The 21157-nt window shown below is 49.4% G+C and carries 24 protein-coding genes; 9 read left to right on the top strand and 15 right to left on the bottom strand.

Features of this window, described 5'->3' with window-relative positions; all coding sequences use genetic code 11:
* Positions 1–4: 4 nt before the first annotated feature.
* Complete coding sequence (locus B4B27_RS12595; RefSeq protein WP_290726991.1) at positions 5–682, top strand: response regulator transcription factor; 678 nt, start codon at positions 5–7, stop codon at positions 680–682.
* Entirely contained in the window at positions 679–2043 is a 1365-nt protein-coding gene (locus tag B4B27_RS12590; RefSeq protein WP_290726989.1) for a sensor histidine kinase, read from the top strand. Before B4B27_RS12595 ends, B4B27_RS12590 begins: the two co-directional genes overlap by 4 nt.
* Positions 2044–2081: 38 nt before the next feature.
* On the opposite strand, the gene B4B27_RS12585 is transcribed toward B4B27_RS12590, so the two are convergent.
* From B4B27_RS12585 to B4B27_RS12575, 3 genes are all read right to left on the bottom strand, one after another.
* Entirely contained in the window at positions 2082–2594 is a 513-nt protein-coding gene (locus tag B4B27_RS12585; protein WP_290726988.1) for a flavodoxin, read from the bottom strand.
* A 379-nt stretch (positions 2595–2973) separates the two neighbouring features.
* Positions 2974–3297, bottom strand: coding sequence for a hypothetical protein (locus tag B4B27_RS12580; protein WP_290726987.1), 324 nt, complete (start codon positions 3295–3297; stop codon positions 2974–2976).
* Positions 3287–3565, bottom strand: coding sequence for a nucleotidyltransferase family protein (locus B4B27_RS12575; protein WP_072813035.1), 279 nt, complete (start codon positions 3563–3565; stop codon positions 3287–3289). Before B4B27_RS12575 ends, B4B27_RS12580 begins: the two co-directional genes overlap by 11 nt.
* A gap of 251 nt (positions 3566–3816) precedes the next feature.
* Between B4B27_RS12575 and B4B27_RS12570 the strand changes: the two genes are divergently transcribed.
* Entirely contained in the window at positions 3817–3972 is a 156-nt protein-coding gene (locus tag B4B27_RS12570; protein ID WP_290726986.1) for a hypothetical protein, read from the top strand.
* Positions 3973–4005: 33 nt separating this feature from the next.
* Here B4B27_RS12570 and B4B27_RS12565 read toward each other — a convergent pair whose 3' ends face one another.
* On the bottom strand, positions 4006–4350 hold the full coding sequence (locus B4B27_RS12565) for a type II toxin-antitoxin system PemK/MazF family toxin (protein ID WP_290726985.1): 345 nt from the start codon (positions 4348–4350) through the stop codon (positions 4006–4008).
* Positions 4337–4534 carry a hypothetical protein gene (locus tag B4B27_RS12560; protein WP_290726984.1) on the bottom strand — a complete coding sequence of 66 codons (198 nt, stop codon included), beginning with the start codon at positions 4532–4534 and terminating at the stop codon, positions 4337–4339. Before B4B27_RS12560 ends, B4B27_RS12565 begins: the two co-directional genes overlap by 14 nt.
* Positions 4535–5035: 501 nt before the next feature.
* On the opposite strand from B4B27_RS12560, the gene B4B27_RS12555 reads away from it, so the two are divergent.
* The gene (locus B4B27_RS12555) at positions 5036–5323 is read left to right on the top strand and encodes a type II toxin-antitoxin system RelB/DinJ family antitoxin (protein ID WP_073116314.1); all 288 of its coding nucleotides are present in this window, start codon (positions 5036–5038) and stop codon (positions 5321–5323) included.
* Positions 5320–5733: a putative toxin-antitoxin system toxin component, PIN family gene (locus B4B27_RS12550; protein ID WP_290726982.1), complete on the top strand. Its 414-nt coding sequence runs from the start codon at positions 5320–5322 to the stop codon at positions 5731–5733. Before B4B27_RS12555 ends, B4B27_RS12550 begins: the two co-directional genes overlap by 4 nt.
* Before the next feature lie 361 nt (positions 5734–6094).
* Here the strand turns inward: B4B27_RS12550 and B4B27_RS12545 are convergent, their stop codons facing one another.
* On the bottom strand, positions 6095–7231 hold the full coding sequence (locus B4B27_RS12545) for an FISUMP domain-containing protein (protein ID WP_290726981.1): 1137 nt from the start codon (positions 7229–7231) through the stop codon (positions 6095–6097).
* A gap of 190 nt (positions 7232–7421) precedes the next feature.
* On the bottom strand, positions 7422–8153 hold the full coding sequence (locus tag B4B27_RS12540; RefSeq protein ID WP_290726980.1) for an FISUMP domain-containing protein: 732 nt from the start codon (positions 8151–8153) through the stop codon (positions 7422–7424).
* Between the two features lie 19 nt (positions 8154–8172).
* On the opposite strand from B4B27_RS12540, the gene B4B27_RS12535 reads away from it, so the two are divergent.
* Positions 8173–8571, top strand: coding sequence for a hypothetical protein (locus B4B27_RS12535; RefSeq protein ID WP_290726978.1), 399 nt, complete (start codon positions 8173–8175; stop codon positions 8569–8571).
* Between the two features lie 184 nt (positions 8572–8755).
* Here the strand turns inward: B4B27_RS12535 and B4B27_RS12530 are convergent, their stop codons facing one another.
* The 3 genes from B4B27_RS12530 to B4B27_RS12520 form a co-directional block, all read right to left on the bottom strand.
* Positions 8756–10186, bottom strand: coding sequence for an AAA family ATPase (locus B4B27_RS12530; protein WP_290726976.1), 1431 nt, complete (start codon positions 10184–10186; stop codon positions 8756–8758).
* Positions 10187–10345: 159 nt separating this feature from the next.
* Positions 10346–11461 carry a fibrobacter succinogenes major paralogous domain-containing protein gene (locus B4B27_RS12525; RefSeq protein WP_290726975.1) on the bottom strand — a complete coding sequence of 372 codons (1116 nt, stop codon included), beginning with the start codon at positions 11459–11461 and terminating at the stop codon, positions 10346–10348.
* Between the two features lie 254 nt (positions 11462–11715).
* On the bottom strand, positions 11716–13080 hold the full coding sequence (locus B4B27_RS12520) for an ATP-binding protein (RefSeq protein ID WP_290726974.1): 1365 nt from the start codon (positions 13078–13080) through the stop codon (positions 11716–11718).
* A gap of 318 nt (positions 13081–13398) precedes the next feature.
* On the opposite strand from B4B27_RS12520, the gene B4B27_RS12515 reads away from it, so the two are divergent.
* The 3 genes from B4B27_RS12515 to B4B27_RS12505 all read left to right on the top strand — a co-directional run bounded on the left by B4B27_RS12515 (position 13399) and on the right by B4B27_RS12505 (position 16350).
* Positions 13399–14235: an aldo/keto reductase gene (locus B4B27_RS12515; protein WP_290726973.1), complete on the top strand. Its 837-nt coding sequence runs from the start codon at positions 13399–13401 to the stop codon at positions 14233–14235.
* Between the two features lie 186 nt (positions 14236–14421).
* Positions 14422–15465 (top strand): RhuM family protein, encoded by a 1044-nt coding sequence (rhuM, locus tag B4B27_RS12510; protein ID WP_290726972.1) that lies wholly within the window; start codon positions 14422–14424, stop codon positions 15463–15465.
* Between the two features lie 81 nt (positions 15466–15546).
* Positions 15547–16350 (top strand): LysR family transcriptional regulator, encoded by an 804-nt coding sequence (locus B4B27_RS12505; protein ID WP_290726971.1) that lies wholly within the window; start codon positions 15547–15549, stop codon positions 16348–16350.
* A gap of 3 nt (positions 16351–16353) precedes the next feature.
* Here B4B27_RS12505 and B4B27_RS12500 read toward each other — a convergent pair whose 3' ends face one another.
* The 5 genes from B4B27_RS12500 to aroB all read right to left on the bottom strand — a co-directional run bounded on the left by B4B27_RS12500 (position 16354) and on the right by aroB (position 21157).
* Complete coding sequence (locus B4B27_RS12500) at positions 16354–17391, bottom strand: amidohydrolase family protein (RefSeq protein WP_290726970.1); 1038 nt, start codon at positions 17389–17391, stop codon at positions 16354–16356.
* A gap of 28 nt (positions 17392–17419) precedes the next feature.
* Positions 17420–18019, bottom strand: coding sequence for a flavodoxin (locus B4B27_RS12495; protein WP_290726969.1), 600 nt, complete (start codon positions 18017–18019; stop codon positions 17420–17422).
* 4 nt (positions 18020–18023) lie between these two features.
* Positions 18024–18356, bottom strand: coding sequence for a putative quinol monooxygenase (locus B4B27_RS12490; protein WP_072980505.1), 333 nt, complete (start codon positions 18354–18356; stop codon positions 18024–18026).
* 196 nt (positions 18357–18552) lie between these two features.
* Positions 18553–19536 carry a GDP-mannose 4,6-dehydratase gene (locus tag B4B27_RS12485; protein ID WP_173366634.1) on the bottom strand — a complete coding sequence of 328 codons (984 nt, stop codon included), beginning with the start codon at positions 19534–19536 and terminating at the stop codon, positions 18553–18555.
* 10 nt (positions 19537–19546) lie between these two features.
* On the bottom strand, positions 19547–21157 hold the full coding sequence (aroB, locus tag B4B27_RS12480) for a 3-dehydroquinate synthase (RefSeq protein WP_290726967.1): 1611 nt from the start codon (positions 21155–21157) through the stop codon (positions 19547–19549).

Raw genomic sequence — 21157 nt, 5'->3', positions numbered from 1 at the left:
TCCTATGATTTATATTGTGGAAGACGATATCGAAGTTCGGGAAATGGAAACCTATGCTTTAAAAAGCAGCGGTTTTGACGTGATGGCTTTCGAATGCGGTAAAGTTATGGACGAACAAGTTAAGACTAGGGTGCCAGACTTGTTTATTTTGGATATTATGCTCCCTGGCGAAGATGGTTTAAACATTCTCAAACGCCTGCGAGTGCAAGAAAATACAAAGGACATCCCCGTCATCATGCTTACGGCGAAAGGAACTGAACTTGACAAAGTGAAGGGACTTGACTTGGGAGCGGACGACTACATAGCAAAACCATTTGGCGTTCTAGAATTCATTTCACGTGTGCGAGCCGTGCTACGCCGTTCTGAACGAAGCTCATCCGAAAGTACGGAAGCGTTGAACTTGGCTCTAGGAGGAGTGACACTCGATGACCAGCGTCGTTCGGTAACTGTTGGCGGAATCGCTATAGAACTCACTTTTAAGGAATATGAACTTTTGAAACTCCTGATGTCCCGACCGGGAACTGTTTTCTCTAGGCAACAGATTCTAGAAAAGATTTGGGGTGTGGATTTTGACATGGATACACGCACCGTGGATATGCACATAAAAACGCTTCGGCAGAAGTTAGGGGTACAAGGCTCTATCATACAGACCGTGCGAAACGTGGGGTACAAAGTTCAATGAAAAACAGTCTCCGTTTCAGCTTGATTTATGTCGGAGTTCTCGCCGCCCTCTTTGCAGTGTATTTTACGGCTCGCGTTTTTGAAAATGAAATGTCCGAACAGCAGAAACGCGATTTGAGGGAAACAGCCTCCCTTATCAAAAATTTCTATGGACAGATTCCTTTTGAGAACTTCCGAAAAAATCTGGATTCCATTGCCAGCAAACGTTTGCGCGTAACTCTGGTGGATCGGGACGGAATGGTCCTCTACGAAAGTGACGCGAAAGCAGGCAAAATGGAAAATCATAGGAATCGTCCCGAAATCATGGACGCAAATTCCAAAGGAATAGGTGAAAACCTCCGCTATTCAGTGACTTTGAATGCCCAAGTGTTCTATTTTGCAGAACGACTGTCAGACGGTAAAATTCTGCGTTTAAGTCGTCGTCAAGCGAGTCTTCACGAATCCGTATCTAAGACCATGCCTTACCTATTAGCGCTGTTGACAGGTATTGTTGTCGTGGCTGTTCTGATTGCTTTTGGCTTGAGCCGCGCTTTTGTGCGACCGGTGCAGAAATTGGCTGAAAACTTGGGACAGCCAGAACTTATGGATGACGAAGGGATATACAAGGAAATTGCACCACTAGTCAAAACTATCCGTAAGCAGAATCGGGAACTTCAACTCACCATTGAACAACTTTCTGAAGAAAAAAAGAAAACGGCCAAGATGCGAGATGAGTTTACGGCTAACGCCTCCCATGAACTCAAAACGCCATTGACATCCATTTCTGGATATGCAGAACTCATCGAAAATGGTATGGCGAAACCCGAAGACGTAAAGCGCTTTGCTGGAAAAATTCACAAAGAAGCAGGCCGTCTGCTTTCTATCGCCAACGATATTATGACCCTTTCCAAACTTGAGTCCTCGGGAGAATCTGCGATAGGACTGGACGAATCCGTGAATTTGTGGACGTTGGCTTCAAACTGTATTGACGAACTTTCCTTTAACGCCGAAAAGAAGGGAGTTCGTGTGGCGTTGGAAGGTTGTAAAACCGCACAGGTTTACGGCAATCGTCGACTCCTATTCGAGATGCTTTACAACTTGGTCGACAATTCCATTCGCTATACAGAAACGGGCGGTTCCGTGAGTATTCTAGTGCAACAAAAATCCATTGCTGTGAAGGATACAGGGATTGGCATTCCCGAAGAAAACCAGCCACGTATTTTTGAACGGTTTTACCGTGTGGACAAGAGTCGCTCCAAGGCTACAGGCGGCACGGGATTGGGCCTTGCCATTGTCAAGCATATCGCCGAAGTGCACCATGCAGAGATTTCGTTACAATCAGCCATAGGCGTAGGCACGGAAATCACCGTGACCTTCTGCTAGAAATTTCTCTGATGACGTTCCGCCAGTAAGGTGCAAGCTTACTTCACCCACTTGTCGACTTCTTTTTGGGCCTTGTCGCGTTCGTTCTGGGCCACGTGTCCGTAGATGGCAAGGCCAGGGGGCACATTCGCGCCGGTCACCTTCTTGAGGCGGGCTACACCCGAAAGGCCGCTGCCTTCGTGAGTCACGAATGGGTGAATTGTCTTGCCCTTCAGGTTATACTTCTCGAAGAAAGTGAACATGGGCATGGGCATCTCGCCCCACCACACCGGGTAACCGACGTAAATTTCGTCGAATTCTTCGGGATTCACGTTCACCGGCTTGATGGCCGGGCGCGCGTCCTGCGCAAGTTCCTTCTTGGCCACATTGATGCAGTCGTCGTATTTCTTGGGGTATTCCTTCGCGGGTTCCACATGCAAGAGCGTGCCGCCTGTCTTTTTCGCAATCATCTCGGCAATGATTTCGGTATTGCCCTTGGAAATGTTCCCGACGGTGTAGTTTTCATCGGCACGGGAATAGTAAACGACGAGGATTTTCTTTTCTGCTGCCATAGAGACTCCTAGAAGAAGTGATAAAAGAATCAAGGTGATTTTTTTCATGGAATCCGCCTTTTTCGTAAAAAATTCCTTTGAACCGGTTGCTTATAATATAAATAAATTCAGGACGTTCGCATAATGCGTAATTTTTATGCCCACTATGCGTGTTGCGCATAGTGGAAAAAGCGTCCGGAATTATTGACGGCCCTTAGTCGCCGGGATTCCAGTCCTTGAAATGCTGGATTTCGGCAAGGGTCGAGATAAAGAAGCGCTTTTCCTTGTCGAGGCCGCTAATCTTTTTCATGTCGTCTTCGGAAAGCTTGAAGTTAGTTTGCAAACAAGGAGTAAAAAGCTGGGCGTTCCCCAGTCAAGGGCCAGGTCGGTACGACAGCTCTTAAATTACACTGAAATCAATGAACTTGTAAAAGCCCGCGTTTTTCGCTGCTTCAAATTCACCCTCGTCAAAGGACTTGTTTGCTAGACCTTCTCTAATGATTTTGATAAAGGTTTCCTTTAGCGGATCAAGATCGTTCTTTACAGTGTTGATGGATTCGCCTATGTTTGCAAGCAAAGTCAAACATGCGTTGAATACCATCTGGTCTTCTTTCTCAAGAAGTTCTTCGGTGGAATGAATATCCCGTGTATATTTTTGAATTTTCAACAGGGATTCGAGCATTCCCAATAAGTGGAAAAGGTCGTTCCTGGGGTCATTCAACACGGATGGACTCCTTGCTTGCTCGATACAGGATAATGGGGTTTGCGAACTTCTCTATGACGACATCCACGGACTTGCCAGTTTTTTCGGAAAGTTCCTTTCGCAAGGACAACAGGTCATTGTAGTCCTGGAAATCACGGACTAGCAGGTCTATGTCGTTGGGAGTTGCTGTTCGAACAGACGAACCGAAAACAAAGACATCCTTCAGGCGATACTTCGCAAGAAGTTTGTTTTCACGGAATATCCGTAATATGTTTTCGGCGAACACCATAGTTTTCCCTTATTATTACATTTCCAATATAGATTTTTCTGTCCGTTTGTGCAACAAGACTAGTGCGACTTAGGACTGATTTCAGTAATGTTTGCGAATCTACAGAGAAAAATTACCACCGTAACCAATGTCTTATGGGCTTTTTCCCGACCCAGGCCGGGGCGGGTGCTGCTCGCCGAGCACGCTCGGCTCATCGAGCCGCTTGCGCGTCTCGCCACAAAGGTGCGACGCCCCCTAACGCAGACGCGAGTGTGGAATGTGAAGTGTGGGATGATAATTCACTTTCGGAAACATCCGATGTTATCGAAAGCGCGGCATCGGCAGAAGAAGCAGAATTCTTCGCCAAGGCTTTCGACATCATCTTGCAGCAGAAGCAAAAGAATGTCGTTGCGGAAAAGAGGTTCTGATTGGCCAAACTTGTCTGACGAATAGGGTTTTTCCTACTTCTCGCTGTCAATTAATTTCGTCACGGCGTCTACAAGCCTGCGGTAGTTCAGTTCTGACATAGTAGAAACCTTTCTGTCAAAACAGAACTTGTTGACCGCACCGATAAGGTGAATAACCGCAACAGAATCCTTCGGGAGACCCGTTTCTTCCTTTCGGAACAGAATGTTCGGCTCGTGGCCAGCTCTTTCGAGATTCGAAGTAAAAGGAATCGCAACGACAGTGTTCAAATTCTTTATGCCGAGCAGATCATTTTGCATCACGACCGCAGGGCGAATCTTGGACGGAAGGCTGCCAACTGGGTCGCCAAAATCGATTAGCCAGACTTCACCATGTGTCATTCTTCAATTCCTCCCACATGGAATTCATGGAACTGCGCGCGATGTCTTTTTCCAGTTCGGCGAAACTTTCTTCGCGCCGTTTGGTCTTCAATGACTCCAACATCTTGCTCATCAGCGTAAGGGTCTGCTCATAGGAAAGAGACAGCACCTGCTCGGTAAAATCGGCAAAAGCGACATCAGACATACTGCACCTCCTTGTTCATCTAATTTAAATATATACAATTTCCGGTATTAAAGCAAGCGGACAGGCTTTTAAAAACACGACTTCCTTGGGCGTTCCCCGGCCCCAACTTGTCATCCCCGCGAAGGCGGGGATCTCCCATCGTCAGCCAGGGGCCGGGGCGGGTGCTGCTCGCCGAGCACGCTCGGCTCATCGAGCCGCTTACGCGTCTCGCCACAAAGGTGCGACGCCCCCTAACGCAGACGCAGGTGTGAAGTGTGTAGTGTGGGGTGTGGATTTTATACCGCAAGATCCATCATCAAGCGAGGACCGAGCCGTTCAATACGATAGATATTATTTGTTCGCTCTTTTTTCTTGCTCATATAGGTGTCCTGAAATGGGCTAATTTCTCCGTATTTTTTGAGAAAATTAACCTATAATGCCTTAAAAATTATATATTAACATTAAAGTCACTTGCATTCACACAGAATACATTTGTATATTTTGTAAATACGGAGGTATGCCATGCAGAGCACATTGCTACAAGTTAGGGTGGACGAAAAGACCCGTTCCGCAGCAGGGAGTATTTTCGAAAGACTCGGTATAGACCTACCGACAGCCGTCCGAATGTTCCTTGCCCGCACCATTCTCGAAAACGGCATCCCTTTCAGCATGAAACTCCGCCCGACCGCACCCGACGATGTCCTTGAAGCCATGAAGCAGGCTTCGCAGTCCGCCGCCGATGCAGGAGTCGCCGATATGTCCCTTGAAGAAATCAACGCCGAAATCGCACAGGCGCGGGCAGGCAAATGAAGTGCTACGCCGTCATTGACACCAACGTGCTAGTTTCTGCGCTTTTGCGGTGGGATTCCGTCCCTGGGCAGGTCGTTCAACAGACCTACGCCCACGAGATTATTCCCGTCTTCAACGATTCCATTTTACAGGAATACGAAGAAGTCCTGTCGCGCAAGAAGTTTCATTTTCCAACAGAAACCGTCAATTTCTTGATTTCTCGCCTGAAATCCATCGGCGTGAACCTTGCTGCCGTTGAAACTCTCGTTGGCGATTTTCCCGATCCGAAAGACGTGGTGTTTTTCGAGGTCGCCATGGAGAAGAACAAGACCGATGAAACCTTTCTGGTCACGGGCAACCAGAAGCATTTTCCGCAACACCCGAAAGTCGTCACCCCTGCGGAAATGCTGAGAATTCTGGACAACCTGTAGTCTGCCTAATGTAAAAACAGGGCGTTCCCCGGCAACCAGGCCGGGGCGGGTGCTGCTCGCCTCTCGTCACCCCGGACCTGATCCGGGGTCGGCTCATCGAGCCTTGCCGCTCTGTCACCCTGGAGCGGAGCGATAGGGTCCACGGCAAGTCTCGTCACCGCGTGGCGGTGCGACGTCCCCTAACGCAGAAGCAATGTGAAATGTGAAGTGTGGGGTGTGTAGTGTGAAATGTGGGGTGTGGAATATGGAATTTACACCGCAAAATCCATCATGTAACGGCGTTCAAGAGATTCCATCTTGTACGGATTGTTTTTTACGTTCTTGCTCATGCTATTTCTCGGTAAGTTCTAAGGTTTAAAAGTTATTTCAAGATTGTTTTATCATAATCAAGGACACAACGGATATAATTAAACCCATCCTTGTATGTGTTATGATTTATTGAAAAATATGAAGACGTAAATAACACATATGACGCAGCCAACGGATCATCTTGAACAATGGGTAACCAAAATGTCGCTCCCTCTCTATACGCCCCTTCATCTCCATAAGGCAACACAGACATTCCATACGAGTTATGCCCCTTTTTCTGGGGCCACACTGCGTGAGAAAGGAGCGTATAACTCATATCAACCCCATTGTAATAGGCGATGTGTTTCCACTCTGTCTCGTTCATCACATGCCATCCCTCGGGGCAAACACCTTGCACCCTGTTGCCAAAGTCAGCGTTACACTTGGGATTATCCGCAACACCAACGCTATCGCACTCCCTAGGGAGTCCCATCGCTTCGCTCCAGGTGTAAAGTGCACCAAAGTAGTTGTCGCAGTACCAGGGGTCATCCTTGTAGCAGCGTTTCTCTACCTTGCTATCATCAAAGACTATTGTGTTGCTGTCAATCGTTATATTCGCATAGTTCAAATTTTGAGCCATCACGGTAATGGTGGAGACTCCGTCATAGTCGTAATAAATGTTGGCGGTCTTATAAACCTTTGTGTCACGATCGTCCGTAAAAGTTCCATAAACATATTCAGAACCAAAAACACTATCCATGTCAGGGTAAACTTTGGGTTGTTCTATCACTTTTGTAGAATCGCAAACCCATTTTTCATTTCTACATGTATAATAAAAGACCTTTGTTGCGGTTGTTGTTGTTGAAGTATCCCCTTCTTCACAAAGTTTAAAGACAAATTCAGAGCTGCTACTTCCGGCTTTTTGAGACGAACTGCTGTTTTTCACGTTTTCTTTTTTTGATGACGAACTATTTGATTTGGCATCGCTTGAAGAATCTTTACTCTGATTATCAGAAGATTCAACTTTTTTAGAACTACTCGAACCATCCCTATTTTCACAATCCTTACAAACTGAGGATGACGATTCCTCCGCCGCATTTTCATCCGGTCCATTGCTAGAGGCTGACGACGAATCATCGCAGGCGGAAAGGGCGAAGAATGCCGCGAACACCGCCACCCGCAAGAAACCAAGACCCTTGACACACTTCATACCATTATCTCCTGTAAAAATTTTCACCACCCACAAACCAAGCAATGTGAAATATGGAATGTGGAATTTATACCGCAAAATCCATCATCATGCGGGGTTCGAGTTGTTCGATTTTGAAATTATTACAGGTGGATTTTGTTTTATTGTTTTTCTTGGACATTGAAAGCTCCTAAAAAAATTGTAAACGAGTCTAATCTTTTTGTTCAACCTTTACACAACGAACAGATTCTCCAGCTAATTTAGGAGTATGATAAGTCGAATTGAGAGATGTTGTTGTTTTAGAGCTCCAATTTGTAAAGCCATCTGTTGCCGATATTTCTTCAGGATAAAGCCAATACGTTGTTTTACCTAAGTCATTAAATATTCCGTTATTTAAATATCCAGCCCCCATCAAAGAATATCCACTAAAATTCATACCGCCAAAATTCGTACTTCTAATATCCGCGGCACCATTTTTGTTACCATCAGCATGCACAATCACATATATATCATCATAAGTTAAAAGTCTCCATCCATCTGGGCAAATTCCCTGATGATTTGGCTTAATAGAGTCAGCACAACTCTTGGTGTTGCATTCGCTCGACAACTTCATCGCTTCTGCCCACTGGTAGAGTCCGCCATATTTTTGGCAATTCGTCGTATCATTGTCATAACAATATCGTTCTATCTTGGAATCGTTATTTTGCTCCTTATCGCCATCAACCATTTCGCCAACATTCAGATTTTCCGCCATCACCGTGACAGACGCGGCTTCATCATTTTGATTTGTACCATTGATTGTTAGATAATAGTAGGACCTTCCTTCATAAGTAAACTGCTTATAAGCCCCTGTAAGTACGCTATCCGAATTAAAAGCCTTCATATGATTATAAGGCTTATACTCGCTGCTACTAGAAGCTACCGATGATGAAGACTGTTTCACAGAAGAACTGCTGCTAGACTTGACACTTGACGAAGAATTGACCGACGAACTGGATACATCCTTCTTGCTGCTAGAAGAATCTCCTGATTTTACAGAACTGGAACTCTTGGAATCAGAAGAGACTTTTGTTTCTTTTGCGGAACTGCTAGACTTATTCTCACTACTCGATGACTTGTCTTTGGTTTCGTTACCAGCCCCATTCGACTCCGCTGACGCTCCGCTCAGGGTGACACTCGAATCAGGCGACTCTACAGACGAACTGGAAACACTTGTTTCATCGCCACCCGCCGACGAAGAGTCATCGCAAGCGGTCAGGGCAAATATTGCCGCGAGTAGGCAGATGGTTATGAGCCGGCCCTTCGGCAAGCTCAGGGACCTTGGAGCAATGAAATTTTTCATAAAACATCCCCGTCTATAGTTTATCTTGTTAAATATAGGTAATGCCCCTGCCAAAGTCCATACCCCCCCCCTATTGTAAAATTTAGGTAACAAAAGTCCAGAATAACGCAGAAAAACAACTTTTTTCAAGTTTTCCCGTCAAAAATTTCCTATATGACTCAACTTAGGACATATAGAGTTATAACTTGCCAAATGTAGGCATTTTATGGTAGATTTGGCGAATTATACAAGACGTCCAAAGTGATTGATTTTGGAATCTGCCTGGCACAGGAATTAGGTTTTAGACCGAGCGATGTCACGAAGGTAAGCATCGGTGACTTGCGGGTCTTAGAGGATTCCTTGAACAGCTTGACTTTTTCAAGGAGTTCCGTCAAGTAATGCTGCGTGACTTCGTAGGGGCTGGTCGAAAACTTCATTTCACAGATGTTGATGACGTTGTCGATGCGGTCGATCAGAAGGTCGAATTGTGCGCCGTCTTTCCCCGTATATATCCAGCTACATGGGGCACTTTCTATTCCAGAGATTCCGAGTGCGTTCAGGATTTGCGGATAATGCTGAAGGCACAGCATTTCGAATGCGTAGCCGCACCAACTGTTGTATTCAGGCTTACCCTGGATTTGCAGCCATTGGTTGCGGCGACCCTTCGCCCGCTTCGCGAGGAACTTGAAATAGAAAAGCGTGTAGAAATCGACGAGTTGAATCAGTTCGTCTTTGGTCTTCTTGCCAAAGGGACTATAACGCCTAATGAATCCGCAATTTTCAAGATCGTCCAAGGCCTTGGACACGCCCCCGCTACTCTCGACCGAAAGTTCCTTGATTAACGTGTTCCTGGTTATCCCCTTTTTCTTTTGAGCAAGAACTTCTACGATGGCAATGTATTTTTCGGAATTGCGGAACAACGCGTGATACAAGTTGTGAAATTCGTTGCGGAGTTCGCCATCTTCGCTGAACAAAAGTCTGTCCACATTCTGTGCAAGGCTTTCGCCTTTGTCCAGGAGTTTCAAGTAATACGGAATCCCCCCAAAAACCATGTAGAACTGAGCGATTTCAAAACGGTCCATGGTGAAATTTTTCGCCTTTAAAAATTCTTCGCATTCGCCAAGGGTGAACGGAGAAAGTTTTATCTGGTGCGTTACGCGGTTATGCAGACCACCCTTGTTGTTGATGAGCTTGTTCATCATCCACGACGTGGCAGAACCACAGACAATCAACTTTATGGTCGGGTCATCGGAGGCCCACGAATTCCAGAAATGTTCCAGGGCGCTTACAAAGTCAGACCGTGCGGTATCGAACCACGGCAGTTCATCAATGAAAATGATTTTCTTGGTTTTACGCAATTTTGAGAGTTCGTCGCGCAAGAGATTGAACGCGTCAAACCAATTTTTGACGGTTGCCTTCTTTGAAAAATATTGCGAAAAGGCATCCGTAAAATTCTGCAATTGCTTTTTGAGATCGGAATTGGCCAACCCCGTCATGTAAAAAGAAAAGTTTTTTTGGAAAAGGCCCTTCACGAGATAAGTCTTGCCGACTCGCCTACGACCATAGACAGCGACAAATTCAGCTTCGTCGCTATCGATGAACCTGTTCAACAGGGATATTTCGCGTTTTCTGCCAACAATCAGCTTTTCGGACATAGGACCTCCCTATACTTTACCAAATATATATAAAAACACATGGATTTGGCAAATTATACGGCATAATTCACCAAAAGTATCTTTTTTATGATAGATTTGGCAAGATAACGTGCTTTTTAAGGCAGCATTGCCATTCGGATTTGATAATCCGTCGGCGGGTTAGTCCGAGTCCTTGACGCAACGGACTGAAAAGCCGTTTTTCTTCCACTCGCCCCACAAAAGGGCGGAATCGTCGTCGTGTTGCAATCTCAAACAGTAGGATTTGTCGGTACCGTACACACTAGAAGACCAGAAGAACGTACCAATGCCCTTTGACCTAAAAAATTCTCCGATGTACATAAAGCCTGCAGGGAGGGCTGAGAAACCAGAGGCATTCGTTCCCGACGTAGAAGTCGAATATTCCTTCCACCCGTCCGCAGTCCTCAACTCTACACTAGCACCAAGGTAACTCCAGTAAGTAGTTCGGTCTTCAACGCCGCTCGCTATTGGTTCTACCAGTTTCTTCCACTCTTCCTTTGTAGGCAAATGCCAGCCTTTGGGACAAACGCCCTGCGTACCTTCGTTGCCAATGTCGCAATTGTAGTGATAGCCACAATTGACCTTATTCATTGCAACTTCCCAGGTGTACAGGCGACCGTACCTGGAGCAGTTCGCAGCAAACTCTTCTTCCGTCAAAATTCTTTTACTGATTTCATCAAGGGCACCGTCACCATAGCAGCCGCTCCATGCATACCTACCCAAGCTGGACACATCGCCCGGATCGTAATTCAAGTTCTGGGCCATCCATATCTGATCTCCGATTTTAACCGTCTTATAGACTTGTCCATCGCGTTCATCGGTAAACTCTCCATAGTCGATGCCCGGATTCAAGTAATCCCAAGCGCTTTTCATTTCTTCGCTAGACGAAGACACCTCCTTGCCCGCAGAGCTGCTTGACTTTGCGTCATTTCCAGATGTATTCGAATTGCTGGATTTGGTCGACGTTCCTGCCGAAGAAGAGCTATCCTTGCTGTCGCTGGAGTCGTCGGTCACTTCGGCGGGATCGTTGGACTTGCCACTACTGGAGATTGCTTCGTCCTTATCGTTGGAACGAGAATCACTGGATTCTTCGCGGCTATCGCCGCTCAGAATGACGTTATTGTCATCGTCACCCGCCGACGAAGAGTCGTCACAAGCCGAAAGCGCAAATATTGCCGCCAACAAGAAGATGGTTAGAGATTGCTTCCCCTGAAACAAGTTCAGGGTCGCAATGACACGCTGGAAAGACTTTCTCATAAAAACATCCCCGTCTATAGTTTATCCTGTTAAATATAGGTAATGCCCCTGCCAAAGTCCATACCCCCCCCATTGTAAAATTTAGGAAACAAAAGTCCAGAATAACGCAGAAAACCACTTTTTTCAAGGTTTTCCGTCAAAAATTTCCTATATGACTCAACCTGGGACATATAGGAGTCATAACTTGCCAAATGTAGGCATTTTATGGTAGATTTGGGCAAAATAAATTATTCAGCAGAAAAATAATTTTCCTACTAAATAATTCTAAGGACATCTTCCGGCAAAAAGACAATTCCATCCGTCTTGTCGCGAGGTCTTTCTTTCAAAAAAAGAACCGGGACGATTTTTTTATACTTGTGGACGAACGGCAATTTCTGGACCTGCTCATTCAGATGGGCAAACAGGCGCCCCGCATTTTCGCCATTCGTCCATTTGCATTCCCCGACAAGTAGCGTTTTCTTGTCCATGCTTTCGGCAACGACATCGATTTCGATCCGCTCTGACTTGTCGACATTGCCCCACCACCTGGAAGCCACATTGAACATCTCGCCACCGACAACCTGCCCGCTAACAGCCTGCCGGCAAAGGCGTTCCCAGCAAAAACCTTCAAATTCAGGGAAATGCTGTTTTACGATTTCTTCCACGTAATCAACACGCCCCAGTTCCAACAGCGAACGATACGGGCTAATAAACCGGTAATAGAAATTAATGAACGGGTCGGACAAGTGGTAAATGCCGTGCTTGCTGTTTTTTGGATTTTCACCGAAAGGGATTTCCCGATCCACAAGCTGCATGGTCACGAGCCTTTTTAAAGGGGCGCTCAAAGTCGCCGCATTCTTTTCGGCACGCGCCGCAATCTCCGAAATTCGGTTCGCACCGTTCCCGATGATTCCAAGAAGCGTGGACGCCTGCACCAGGTCGCGCATGTCGTCGCGCAAAATGTGCACAGGCTCGTCATGAAGGACGCCCATGGGAGAAAGGGCCAATTCCCTCAAGGCCGACTTGAAATTCCGATACCGTTCACGCAATTCCCAATAGCGGGGCACTCCGCCCCAAACGGCATATTCAGAAACGGCCTCCTTTGCCGAAATTTTCAACGCAGAAGGCAAGTAAGAAACCGGAATAGGCTTCAACCGGAGAATTTCATGGGCACGCCCATACAATGGCGATTTTTCGTCGAGGGCGACATCGAACATCATCTGTTGCGACGAGCCGCAAATCACCAGGTTGAAGTTCAAGGACTTTTCGTCCAGCAACTTCTGCAGCGTAGAAGGCAACATCTCGCAGGATTTCACAAGATACGGGAACTCGTCCAGGCAGAGCGTAGAACCCTTCGCGCACCTGTAGTTGAAAGCCCTAAAAAGCGACTCCCAGTCGGGGTAAGCAACGGAATCGAAACCCTCATACCGGACTGCAATCGCCATGGCCAGGAAACGCCGCTGGGCGGATTCTTCCGAACGGTCCGCCATAAAATAGATATCGTTTTCCTTCAAGACGCGCTTTAACAAGGTGGACTTGCCCAACCTGCGACGGCCATAGACAACGACAAAAGACGCCCCCTTCCGGGAGAGTTCCGCCTTCAGCCTTTTCGATTCTTCTTCACGATCTAGGAATTCCATACCCCTAATATAACAAATTATTTAGCAGAAAAATAATTTTCCTACTAAATAATTTTCGAAATTTAGCCATTTATTGGGCGTTCCCCGGCCCAGTCCCTGAACCAACGAAGGAGTGCGAGGAGGATCCTTACCCCCCCCCCATCTATGCCTTCAAAGCATATCTTTTATGCGAAATAAGTATTTGGGTTTGTTGCGGGATTTGGTTATTTTTAGGACATGAGGTGGTTCAGTTTCTTGTTCGTTTTCCTGTTCATGGCGTGTTCGAGCGATGCTGCGTCGCAGGCTATGCCGAAAGTTTCGAACAAAGGAGATTCAATCGTGCAGAATAGCAAAGGGGCGGCCCCAACGGTCAAGTTGAATTCGGGTTTCGATATGCCGGTTTTCGGGCTAGGCACTTGGACTTTGCGTGGCAAGGTGGCTGAAGACGCGGTCTATGTCGCCATCAAGAACGGGTATCGACTGATTGACACGGCAAAATATTACGACAACGAAGAAGCCGTGGGTAGGGGAATCCGCCGGGCGATTGACGATGGGCTCGTGAAGCGCGGAGATTTGTTCGTGACATCGAAACTGGTGCCGTGGAGCAGTTCCCTGGACGAAGACATCGACGACTCACTCGAAAAGCTGGGACTCGAATATATTGACTTGATGCTGTTGCACCAGCACGGGAGCGATGCCGAAGACAAGGCGGTTTACAAGGCTATGGAACGTGCTGTGAAGGCGAAGAAGATCCGTTCCATCGGCATTTCGAACTACTACACCGAAAAGACGGCGAAGCGCTTTTTTGCCGATTTCGAAATCAAACCTGCCGTGGTGCAAAACGAGAACCACGTATTTTACCAGAACACGGAATTCAAGGAATACGCAAAACGCTATGGCGCTGTGGTGGAATCTTATTACCCGCTGGGCGGGCGCGGCCACACCGAAGACGTCTTGGGGAACAAGGTTGTCGCAAAGATAGCGAAGGCTCACGGGAAATCGGCCGCACAGGTGGTGTTGCGCTGGCATGTGCAATCGGGCTACATTGCCATTCCGGGCTCCAAGAACCCTGACCACATCGCAGAAAACATATCGATTTTCGACTTCGAGTTGACAGACGACGAAATGAAGCAAATCGCCGCCCTCGATACGGGCCACCGCTACGAAAACTGGTGAAAATGACTAAAAATTTAGCCAAACTGGATAAAAAAGTGCATTTTTTATCCAATACAATGCATTTATTGAATAAAAAAACGTTTTGGGGCTAAATTTTTGTATATTATCCCCTAAAAGGCACTGGCAGCGGATTTCCGCCTGCAAGCCACGTTCGACTAGAAAAGTCGGCTATTTGGTATATCCCCAATGGAAATTGGGCTTTTAATGTATCCAAAGGCCGGCTTTTTTTATGGAGTAAAAATGAGCAAAAAGGATAAAATTGAGATTCGCGACCAGGTCGGGAACGAAAACAGGGGCGAAATCGTGCTTTACCAGCCGGAAGGCGAAGTCCGGCTGGAGGTGCGTGTAGAAAACGAGACCGTGTGGCTCACGGCAAACCAAATGGCGCGTCTTTTCAATCGAGACGAGAAAACGTTACGAAAGCACATCAACAACGTGTTTTCGGAGGAAGTCGAAAAAGACAACAACACGCATTTTTTGCGTGTTGATGGCGTAAAGCAACCGGTTGCTTTTTATAGCCTTGATGTAATCATTTCGGTCGGATATCGCGTAAAGTCCGCAAGCGGCGTCAAGTTTCGCCGCTGGGCAAACCAAGTTCTCAAGGAATACATGCTCAAGGGTTACGCCATAAACCAGCGAAAAATATCGACCGATTTGCAGATTGTGGACCGTCTGCACGAACAGCGGCAACTCATCGAAGGCCAGGGCGCAGAAATTGCGGAATTAAGGAACACCACAGAAAAACGTCTCGGCGAACAGGCCTCCCGACTTTCAGCGGTCGAACAGCGCATAGATTTTTTCGTGAATGCGGCACAAACTCCAACGGGTGGGATTCTTGCGACCGGAACGCGGTTTGACGGTTTTGTGCTGATTGCAGACCTTGTGAAGACCGCCAAAAAATCCGTAGTATTCATCGACCCGTTTGCGACCGTCGAGGTGCTGAAATTTGCTGCTATGCGAGCAAAAGGCGTTTCGGCAAAAATCTACTCCTCACGAATTACACCTGAATTCAAGGCTGCGGCAGACTTGCACAAAAAACAATATCCTGAACTAGAATTGAAGACCATGCGCACGATTCACGACCGTTTTCTTCTGGTCGACGACACTGTATATCACTTTGGAGCTTCGTTTAAAGATATGGGTAACGAAATGACTGCTTTCAGCGTGCTAGATTTCGTGACACCCGCCGAAGTCATTGTGAAAGTGGAGCAAAATACAAAAGGAAAATAGTGCATTTTAATTCAAAATCGCCCCCACTATTCGCTTGACGCATAGCGGATTTATTATATTCTCCCCCAAAAGGGGCTTTTTATGTTTGTCGAGACTTACATCTTGCGATTGCTGGCCGGGTTCCTGGAGTACGGGACGCTTTCTGCCGTTGCGGACAAGCTTTACACTTCGCAGCCGGCGGTGAGCCGCGCGTTCAAGAAGCTGGAAGACGAAATTGGCGCTCCGCTTTTTGAGCGCAAAAAGAACCGCATCGAGCTGAACGAGAAGGGACGCACGGTCGCCGAATACGCGAAGCGCATCATGGACTTGCAAAGCGAGATGATGGAAAAGGTGAGTCCGCATGGAGCGGGTACGCGCACGTTCTCCATCGCGTCGGTGGCCATTCTCCCCGCTATGCGTATGGTGCAGGAACTGCAGGAGAAATACCCCGGCGCGCAAGTCACTTACGAAATTATCGACAATGAGGCGGGCGTGCTGAAGGCGCTGAGCGAGGGCTCGGCGGATATCGGCATCACGCTCAAGGCCCCCCGCGCAAAGAAATACCGCGCCGAAAAATACATGCAGGAGCGGCTCTCGATTGCACTCCCGAAAAAGCACCCGCTGGCCAAGCGCAAGTCCATCCGGCTCCGGGAACTCAAGGGCGAGACCATCATCCAGCGCAGCAACGTAGGGTTCTGGGAACAGGTCAAGCGCAAGAAGATTCCCGATGTCACCTTCATCAAGCACGACAGCGTGAAGGGCATTTCAAAGCTCATCGAGCAGTCTTCGCTGTTGACGTTCGTTTCGGACCACCAGTTCGATTACGAAATCCCCAAGGACCGCAAGATTGTGCCCCTCGCCGACCGCGAAATGAACGTGGAATTTTTTAAGGTGACACTGGCGTAGAATCTATTTCCCGCTGGTCGCCTTATCGCCAAACAGCGCGCGGGCGTTGCCTTCAAGAATCATGTCGTAATAGGGCGCAAGGTCAGCCTCTTTTTTCAGGTAGGCCTTGAGCCGCTCGATGCTTGCGGTAAGCACCTTGGGTGCCACGTAGGGGTAATCGGAGCCGTAAAGCAGGTGGTCGGGCGTGGTGATGGAGAGCATCATGCGGATGGTCTCTGCGGAGTGCGCTCCGGCAAGATCGTAATAGAGCGAGGCCAGGTTCTTTTCCCAGTCGATTTTCCCGATGAGCTTGTTCTGCTGCATCACGGGAATCAGCGACTTCATGCGGGGCAAGGCGAGCGGGAGGTATGCACCGCAATGGGGCACCACCACTTTCACGTTCGGATAGCGGGCCAGCACGTTCCTAGAAATCATGTTGGTGACGGCACGGGTCGTTTCGGAAAGGTATTCCTGCATGGCCAGCGGAGTCTGCTTCATTACGTCCTTGTTGACGGGCTCCGGCCTGTGCGGGTGCAGAATCACGACGGAGTGCTTTTTGTTCAGGTAGTCAAACAGGGGGCCCAGTTCAGGCGCGCCCAGGTACTGCCCCTTTACGTTGGTCGCAAGCTTGATGCAGTCGACCTTGAGCGTATCGAGGGCGTAAGCCGCTTCGGCGATGGATTTTTTCACGTCGGGCAGCGGAAGTGCCGCGCAGTACATGAATCGACCGGGGTGTTGCTTTTTCAGGGATGTGCCGACCTCGTTCACCTTGCGGATGGTGGCGGCACTTTCGTTCGCATCGCCGAAATAGGGCTGCGGGGCAGCGAGCGTCAAAACAGAGGTTTGCACCTGAGCTTCGTCCATCCATTTCAGGTGGGCGCTCACGTCCCATTTGGGGAGCGGAAAACCTTCGTCCAACTGCGCGTTATGCTTTTGCAAATTGGCCAAATAATCCGCAGGAATCACATGGGAATGGACGTCGATGGCACCGCCGGCAAAGGCAGCCGCGGCCAGGGATGCGGTCAAAACAATGCTTGCAGTTAAGTAATTCTTAAAATTCATGGCAATCCCGATGATGGTCGACTATGGGTTACGGGCGCAGAACGTCTTCCAGCCATTCTTCGATTTCCTCGCGGCTGGTGCCGATGGCGAAGCGCTTGCTTTCGAGCCATGTGGAATTGGGCGTAAGTTCCTGCAGCAGCTTGGCGCTTTGGCCCAGCGGGCTTGAAGCCGACGTGCAGAAAGTGAGCAAGGTCTTGCCGGAAAAGTCGTAGCCTTCGAGGAACGTGCTTATGATGCGGGGTGCAATCCCGTGCCATATCGGGTGCGCGATGATGACGGTATCGTATTCGTCCATGTTCTCGACAGCGGTTGCGATTTCGGGGCGGGCGGATTCGTCTTTCTGTTCGCGGTCGGCGCGGCAGTCCGTATAATAGGCGATGTCTTCGTCGGTGTAGGGGATTTTCGCGGTGATTTCGAATAATGTTGCGCTTAGGTATTCCGCAGCGTATTCGGCCAGTGGCTTGGTATTGCCCGTTCTGGAGAAGTAAGCCACGAGTGTTTTGCCGCGGGATTTATTCGCCGGAGTGACCTCACCTGTCGGCGAAGACGAACTGTCGTCGGAACACGCAGCAAAGAGGCTCAAAAACAGAGCCAGGAGTAAGGTCGAAAACAACGCGGGCGATTTCATAGGGCTACTTCCTGATGAACTTTTCGTCGGTCTTGGGCATGGTGTTGTCGGGCGTGTAGCGTTCGACAGTCATTTTCAAGTCGTACTTGTCGCGGAGTTTCGCAATCGTCTTCATCATGGGCGAAGCGTGGTGCACGTCGATGGCTGCCTGGCTTTCCCACGCGTCAATCAGCAAGATGGTCTCGGGATCGTCCAGCGACTGGAAATATTCGTAGCGGATGTTGCCCTTCTCGGCACGGATTTTCGCCACCGTCCCGCTAGAAACCATCTCTTCGGCGAACTTCTTTGCCGCCCCGTTCTTACCCGTATAGCGCAGGTTTACCGTAATGTTGCTCATGGCACTCTCCGCAAACACGCTCGCAGCGAGCGTAAGAATTGAAAACAGTGTTAAAAACTTGAGTTTCATTTTGCCACTCCGAAATGCTTTGCATATAATATAAATTTTTTCGGAGCATGCGCAAAATGCTTAATTTTCATGCTCAGTATGCGTGAGACGCATAGTGAACGAGCTTTTGGGGAGGGGTCGTCTTCGGTTACAGAGGCAGGTCCTTGCCCATGCCGAGCTTGAGTTCTGTGCGCCTGCGTACGACCATCTCGTTGAAGAGGTCGGTGAGGCTGTCCTCGATGCTTATCATGGGTTTCCAGCCGATTTCGTTCACCTTGGTGGGGTCTCCCACAAGAAGCGGAATGTCGTTCGTGCGTTCGTAGGCGGGGTCGAAACGGAAGTCCACGCTCACGTCAGCAATCTCGACGAGCATGTCGACAAGTTCGCGGAAGGTATAGGACTTTCCGCTGCAGATGTTGTAGACTTGGCCGGAGGGGGCCGTGTTGAGAATCTGTATCATCCCGCGGGCAACGTCGCGAACGTCCACCACGTCGCGGCTGATATCAAGACTGCCCGAATAGACAACGGGTTCGGCATGGTAATACTTTATCTTTACCAGCTGGTAGGTAATGGAGGGGATTGCGAAACGCCTGCTGTGGTGCGGACCCGTGAAATGGAAGGGGCGCACGGCGACGATGTGCATGTCGTTTGCGTTGCGGAACTGGTTGCCGAGAATTTCCATGCACGCCTTCGATGTCGCGTAGGGAGTGAGCGGGTTCGGCAGGTCGGTTTCCTTGTGGAGGTAGGTGAGGTGCTGTTCCGTGCGGCCGTAAATTTCGCTCGAACTGAGCAGCATGATTTTCGCCTTCGGAACCACCTGCCTTGCGGCTTCCAGGAGCGTCTGCGTGCCGAGCAGGTTTATGTTCAGGGTCTCGTAGGGCTTCTTGTAGCTGAGCCCCACGGAGGATTGGCTTGCGAGGTGGTAGATGTGCGTAGGCTCGACCTTCTGCATCATCTCCAGCACGTCCTTGAAGTTCAGCATGTCGCCAGTGAGGTACTCCACGCCGTCCACCTTCTGCCAGGGCTGCGGCTGTTCATCGCTGAAACTGTAAAGTCCGCGGCTCGTGCCACTTAGTGCCGAGAGGATATGGAATCCGAGTCCTCCCGTTCCGCCTGTAACTAATATGCTCATATGCTATTCCTCACCTAATTGCATCCCATGCTTTCGTTACAATTTCTTTTTCGATGTTCGTCACTTTTTCGACCGCACCGATTCTGGTGGGCAGAATGTAGACGCGCGTGCCCTTTTCGGCCTTCTTGTCGACCGCCATCGCATCCCAGGCCTTTTCCGTATCCACGCCAAAGGTTTTCGGGAATCCGAGCGCATCGAGGAGCGCGTTCTGGCGGGCCTCTGCCGCGGCATCCATCATACCGAGCATTACGGCGGCCCTTGCGGCAACGCGCATCCCGAGCGAAACCGCGATGCCGTGGCTGAACATGTTGTAGCCGGTAAGTTTTTCGATGGCATGCCCGAAGGTGTGCCCGTAGTTGAGAATGGCGCGCAGGCCCGATTCCTTCTCGTCGATGCCCACGACCTCTGCCTTGATCTGGCAGCTGCGGAAAATCATGTGCTTGAGCGCATCGAAGTCACGGTTCTTGATGGCATTTACGTTGCCTTCCAGGTAGCGGAAGAATTCCTCGTCGTAGATGACGCCGTATTTGACGATTTCGGCAAGGCCCGCGAGGTATTCGGTGTCGTTGAGGGTCGAAAGTACCGAGATGTCGCAAACCACCGCGCGGGGCTGGTAGAACGCGCCTATCATGTTCTTGCCTTCGGGGTGGTTCACCGCCACCTTGCCGCCCACGGAACTGTCGACCATGCTGAGGAGGGTCGTGGGGAACTGGATGAACGGGATGCCGCGCTGGTAGGTGGCGGCTCCGAAGCCGGCCATGTCGCCAACGACACCGCCGCTGAACTGCAGAAGGCAACTCTTGCGGGTGTAGCCGCGGTGCAGCATGAACGTGAAAAGCTGGTTCAGGTTGTGGAGCGTCTTGTTGCGTTCGCCCGCCTGGAACTTGAATACGGGACACCTGCCGGCTTGGCCGCGGAGCATGTTCAGCATGTTGCCCTGCGCCTTCGCGATGGTCGTGTCGGTGCATACCAGAAATTCGTGTGAGGGGGAGAGCTGCAGGCCTTCGAGCAGGCATGCCGTCTCGGGGACGATATCCTTCCCGATAAAGATGGGGTAGCGGCCCCCGCTGCTCGGGTAAACATCGAGCGCGTGGCTCTTCCAAAACTGCAACATGCGCAGGATTCGCTCGATGATGTGGGAATCGTTCACGTCGTTCGTGCTTTCCACGCTGAAATCCGCCTGCGCGTAGTTCTTTTCGCGCTCCTTGAGCATCACCTTGATTTTCGCGAGGCGTTCCTCGTCGCTGAGGTTTGCGAGCAGCGGGCGCGTGTTCTTGCGGCCGATGCGTTCACTCAGTATTTCGGGCTTGGCCCACAGGCGGATGAGCGTTCCCGATTCGCGGATGACCTTCACGTTTTCGGGATTGTTGATGGCGCCGCCGCCGAGCGATACCACCTGGGGTGTCTCGTTGGCCGCGATTTCTGCAATCACGTCGCGTTCCATCTCGCGGAACTTCGCTTCGCCATCCTGTTCAAAGATCTCGCTGATGCTCTTGTCTGCGCGCTCGACGATAACTGCGTCGGTATCGACGAGCGGGCGGCCCAGGCGTTCGGAAAGGGTGCGGCCCGTGCGGCTCTTGCCGCTGGCCATGAATCCGGTGAGGAAAATATGCTCTTTCAT

This window comes from Fibrobacter sp. UBA2449 (assembly GCF_002342555.1).
In the GTDB taxonomy this organism is placed as follows: Bacteria; Fibrobacterota; Fibrobacteria; order Fibrobacterales; family Fibrobacteraceae; genus Fibrobacter.
The sequence above is the reverse complement of the archived record's forward strand: the minus strand, read 5'-3'. Positions and strand labels throughout refer to the sequence as shown.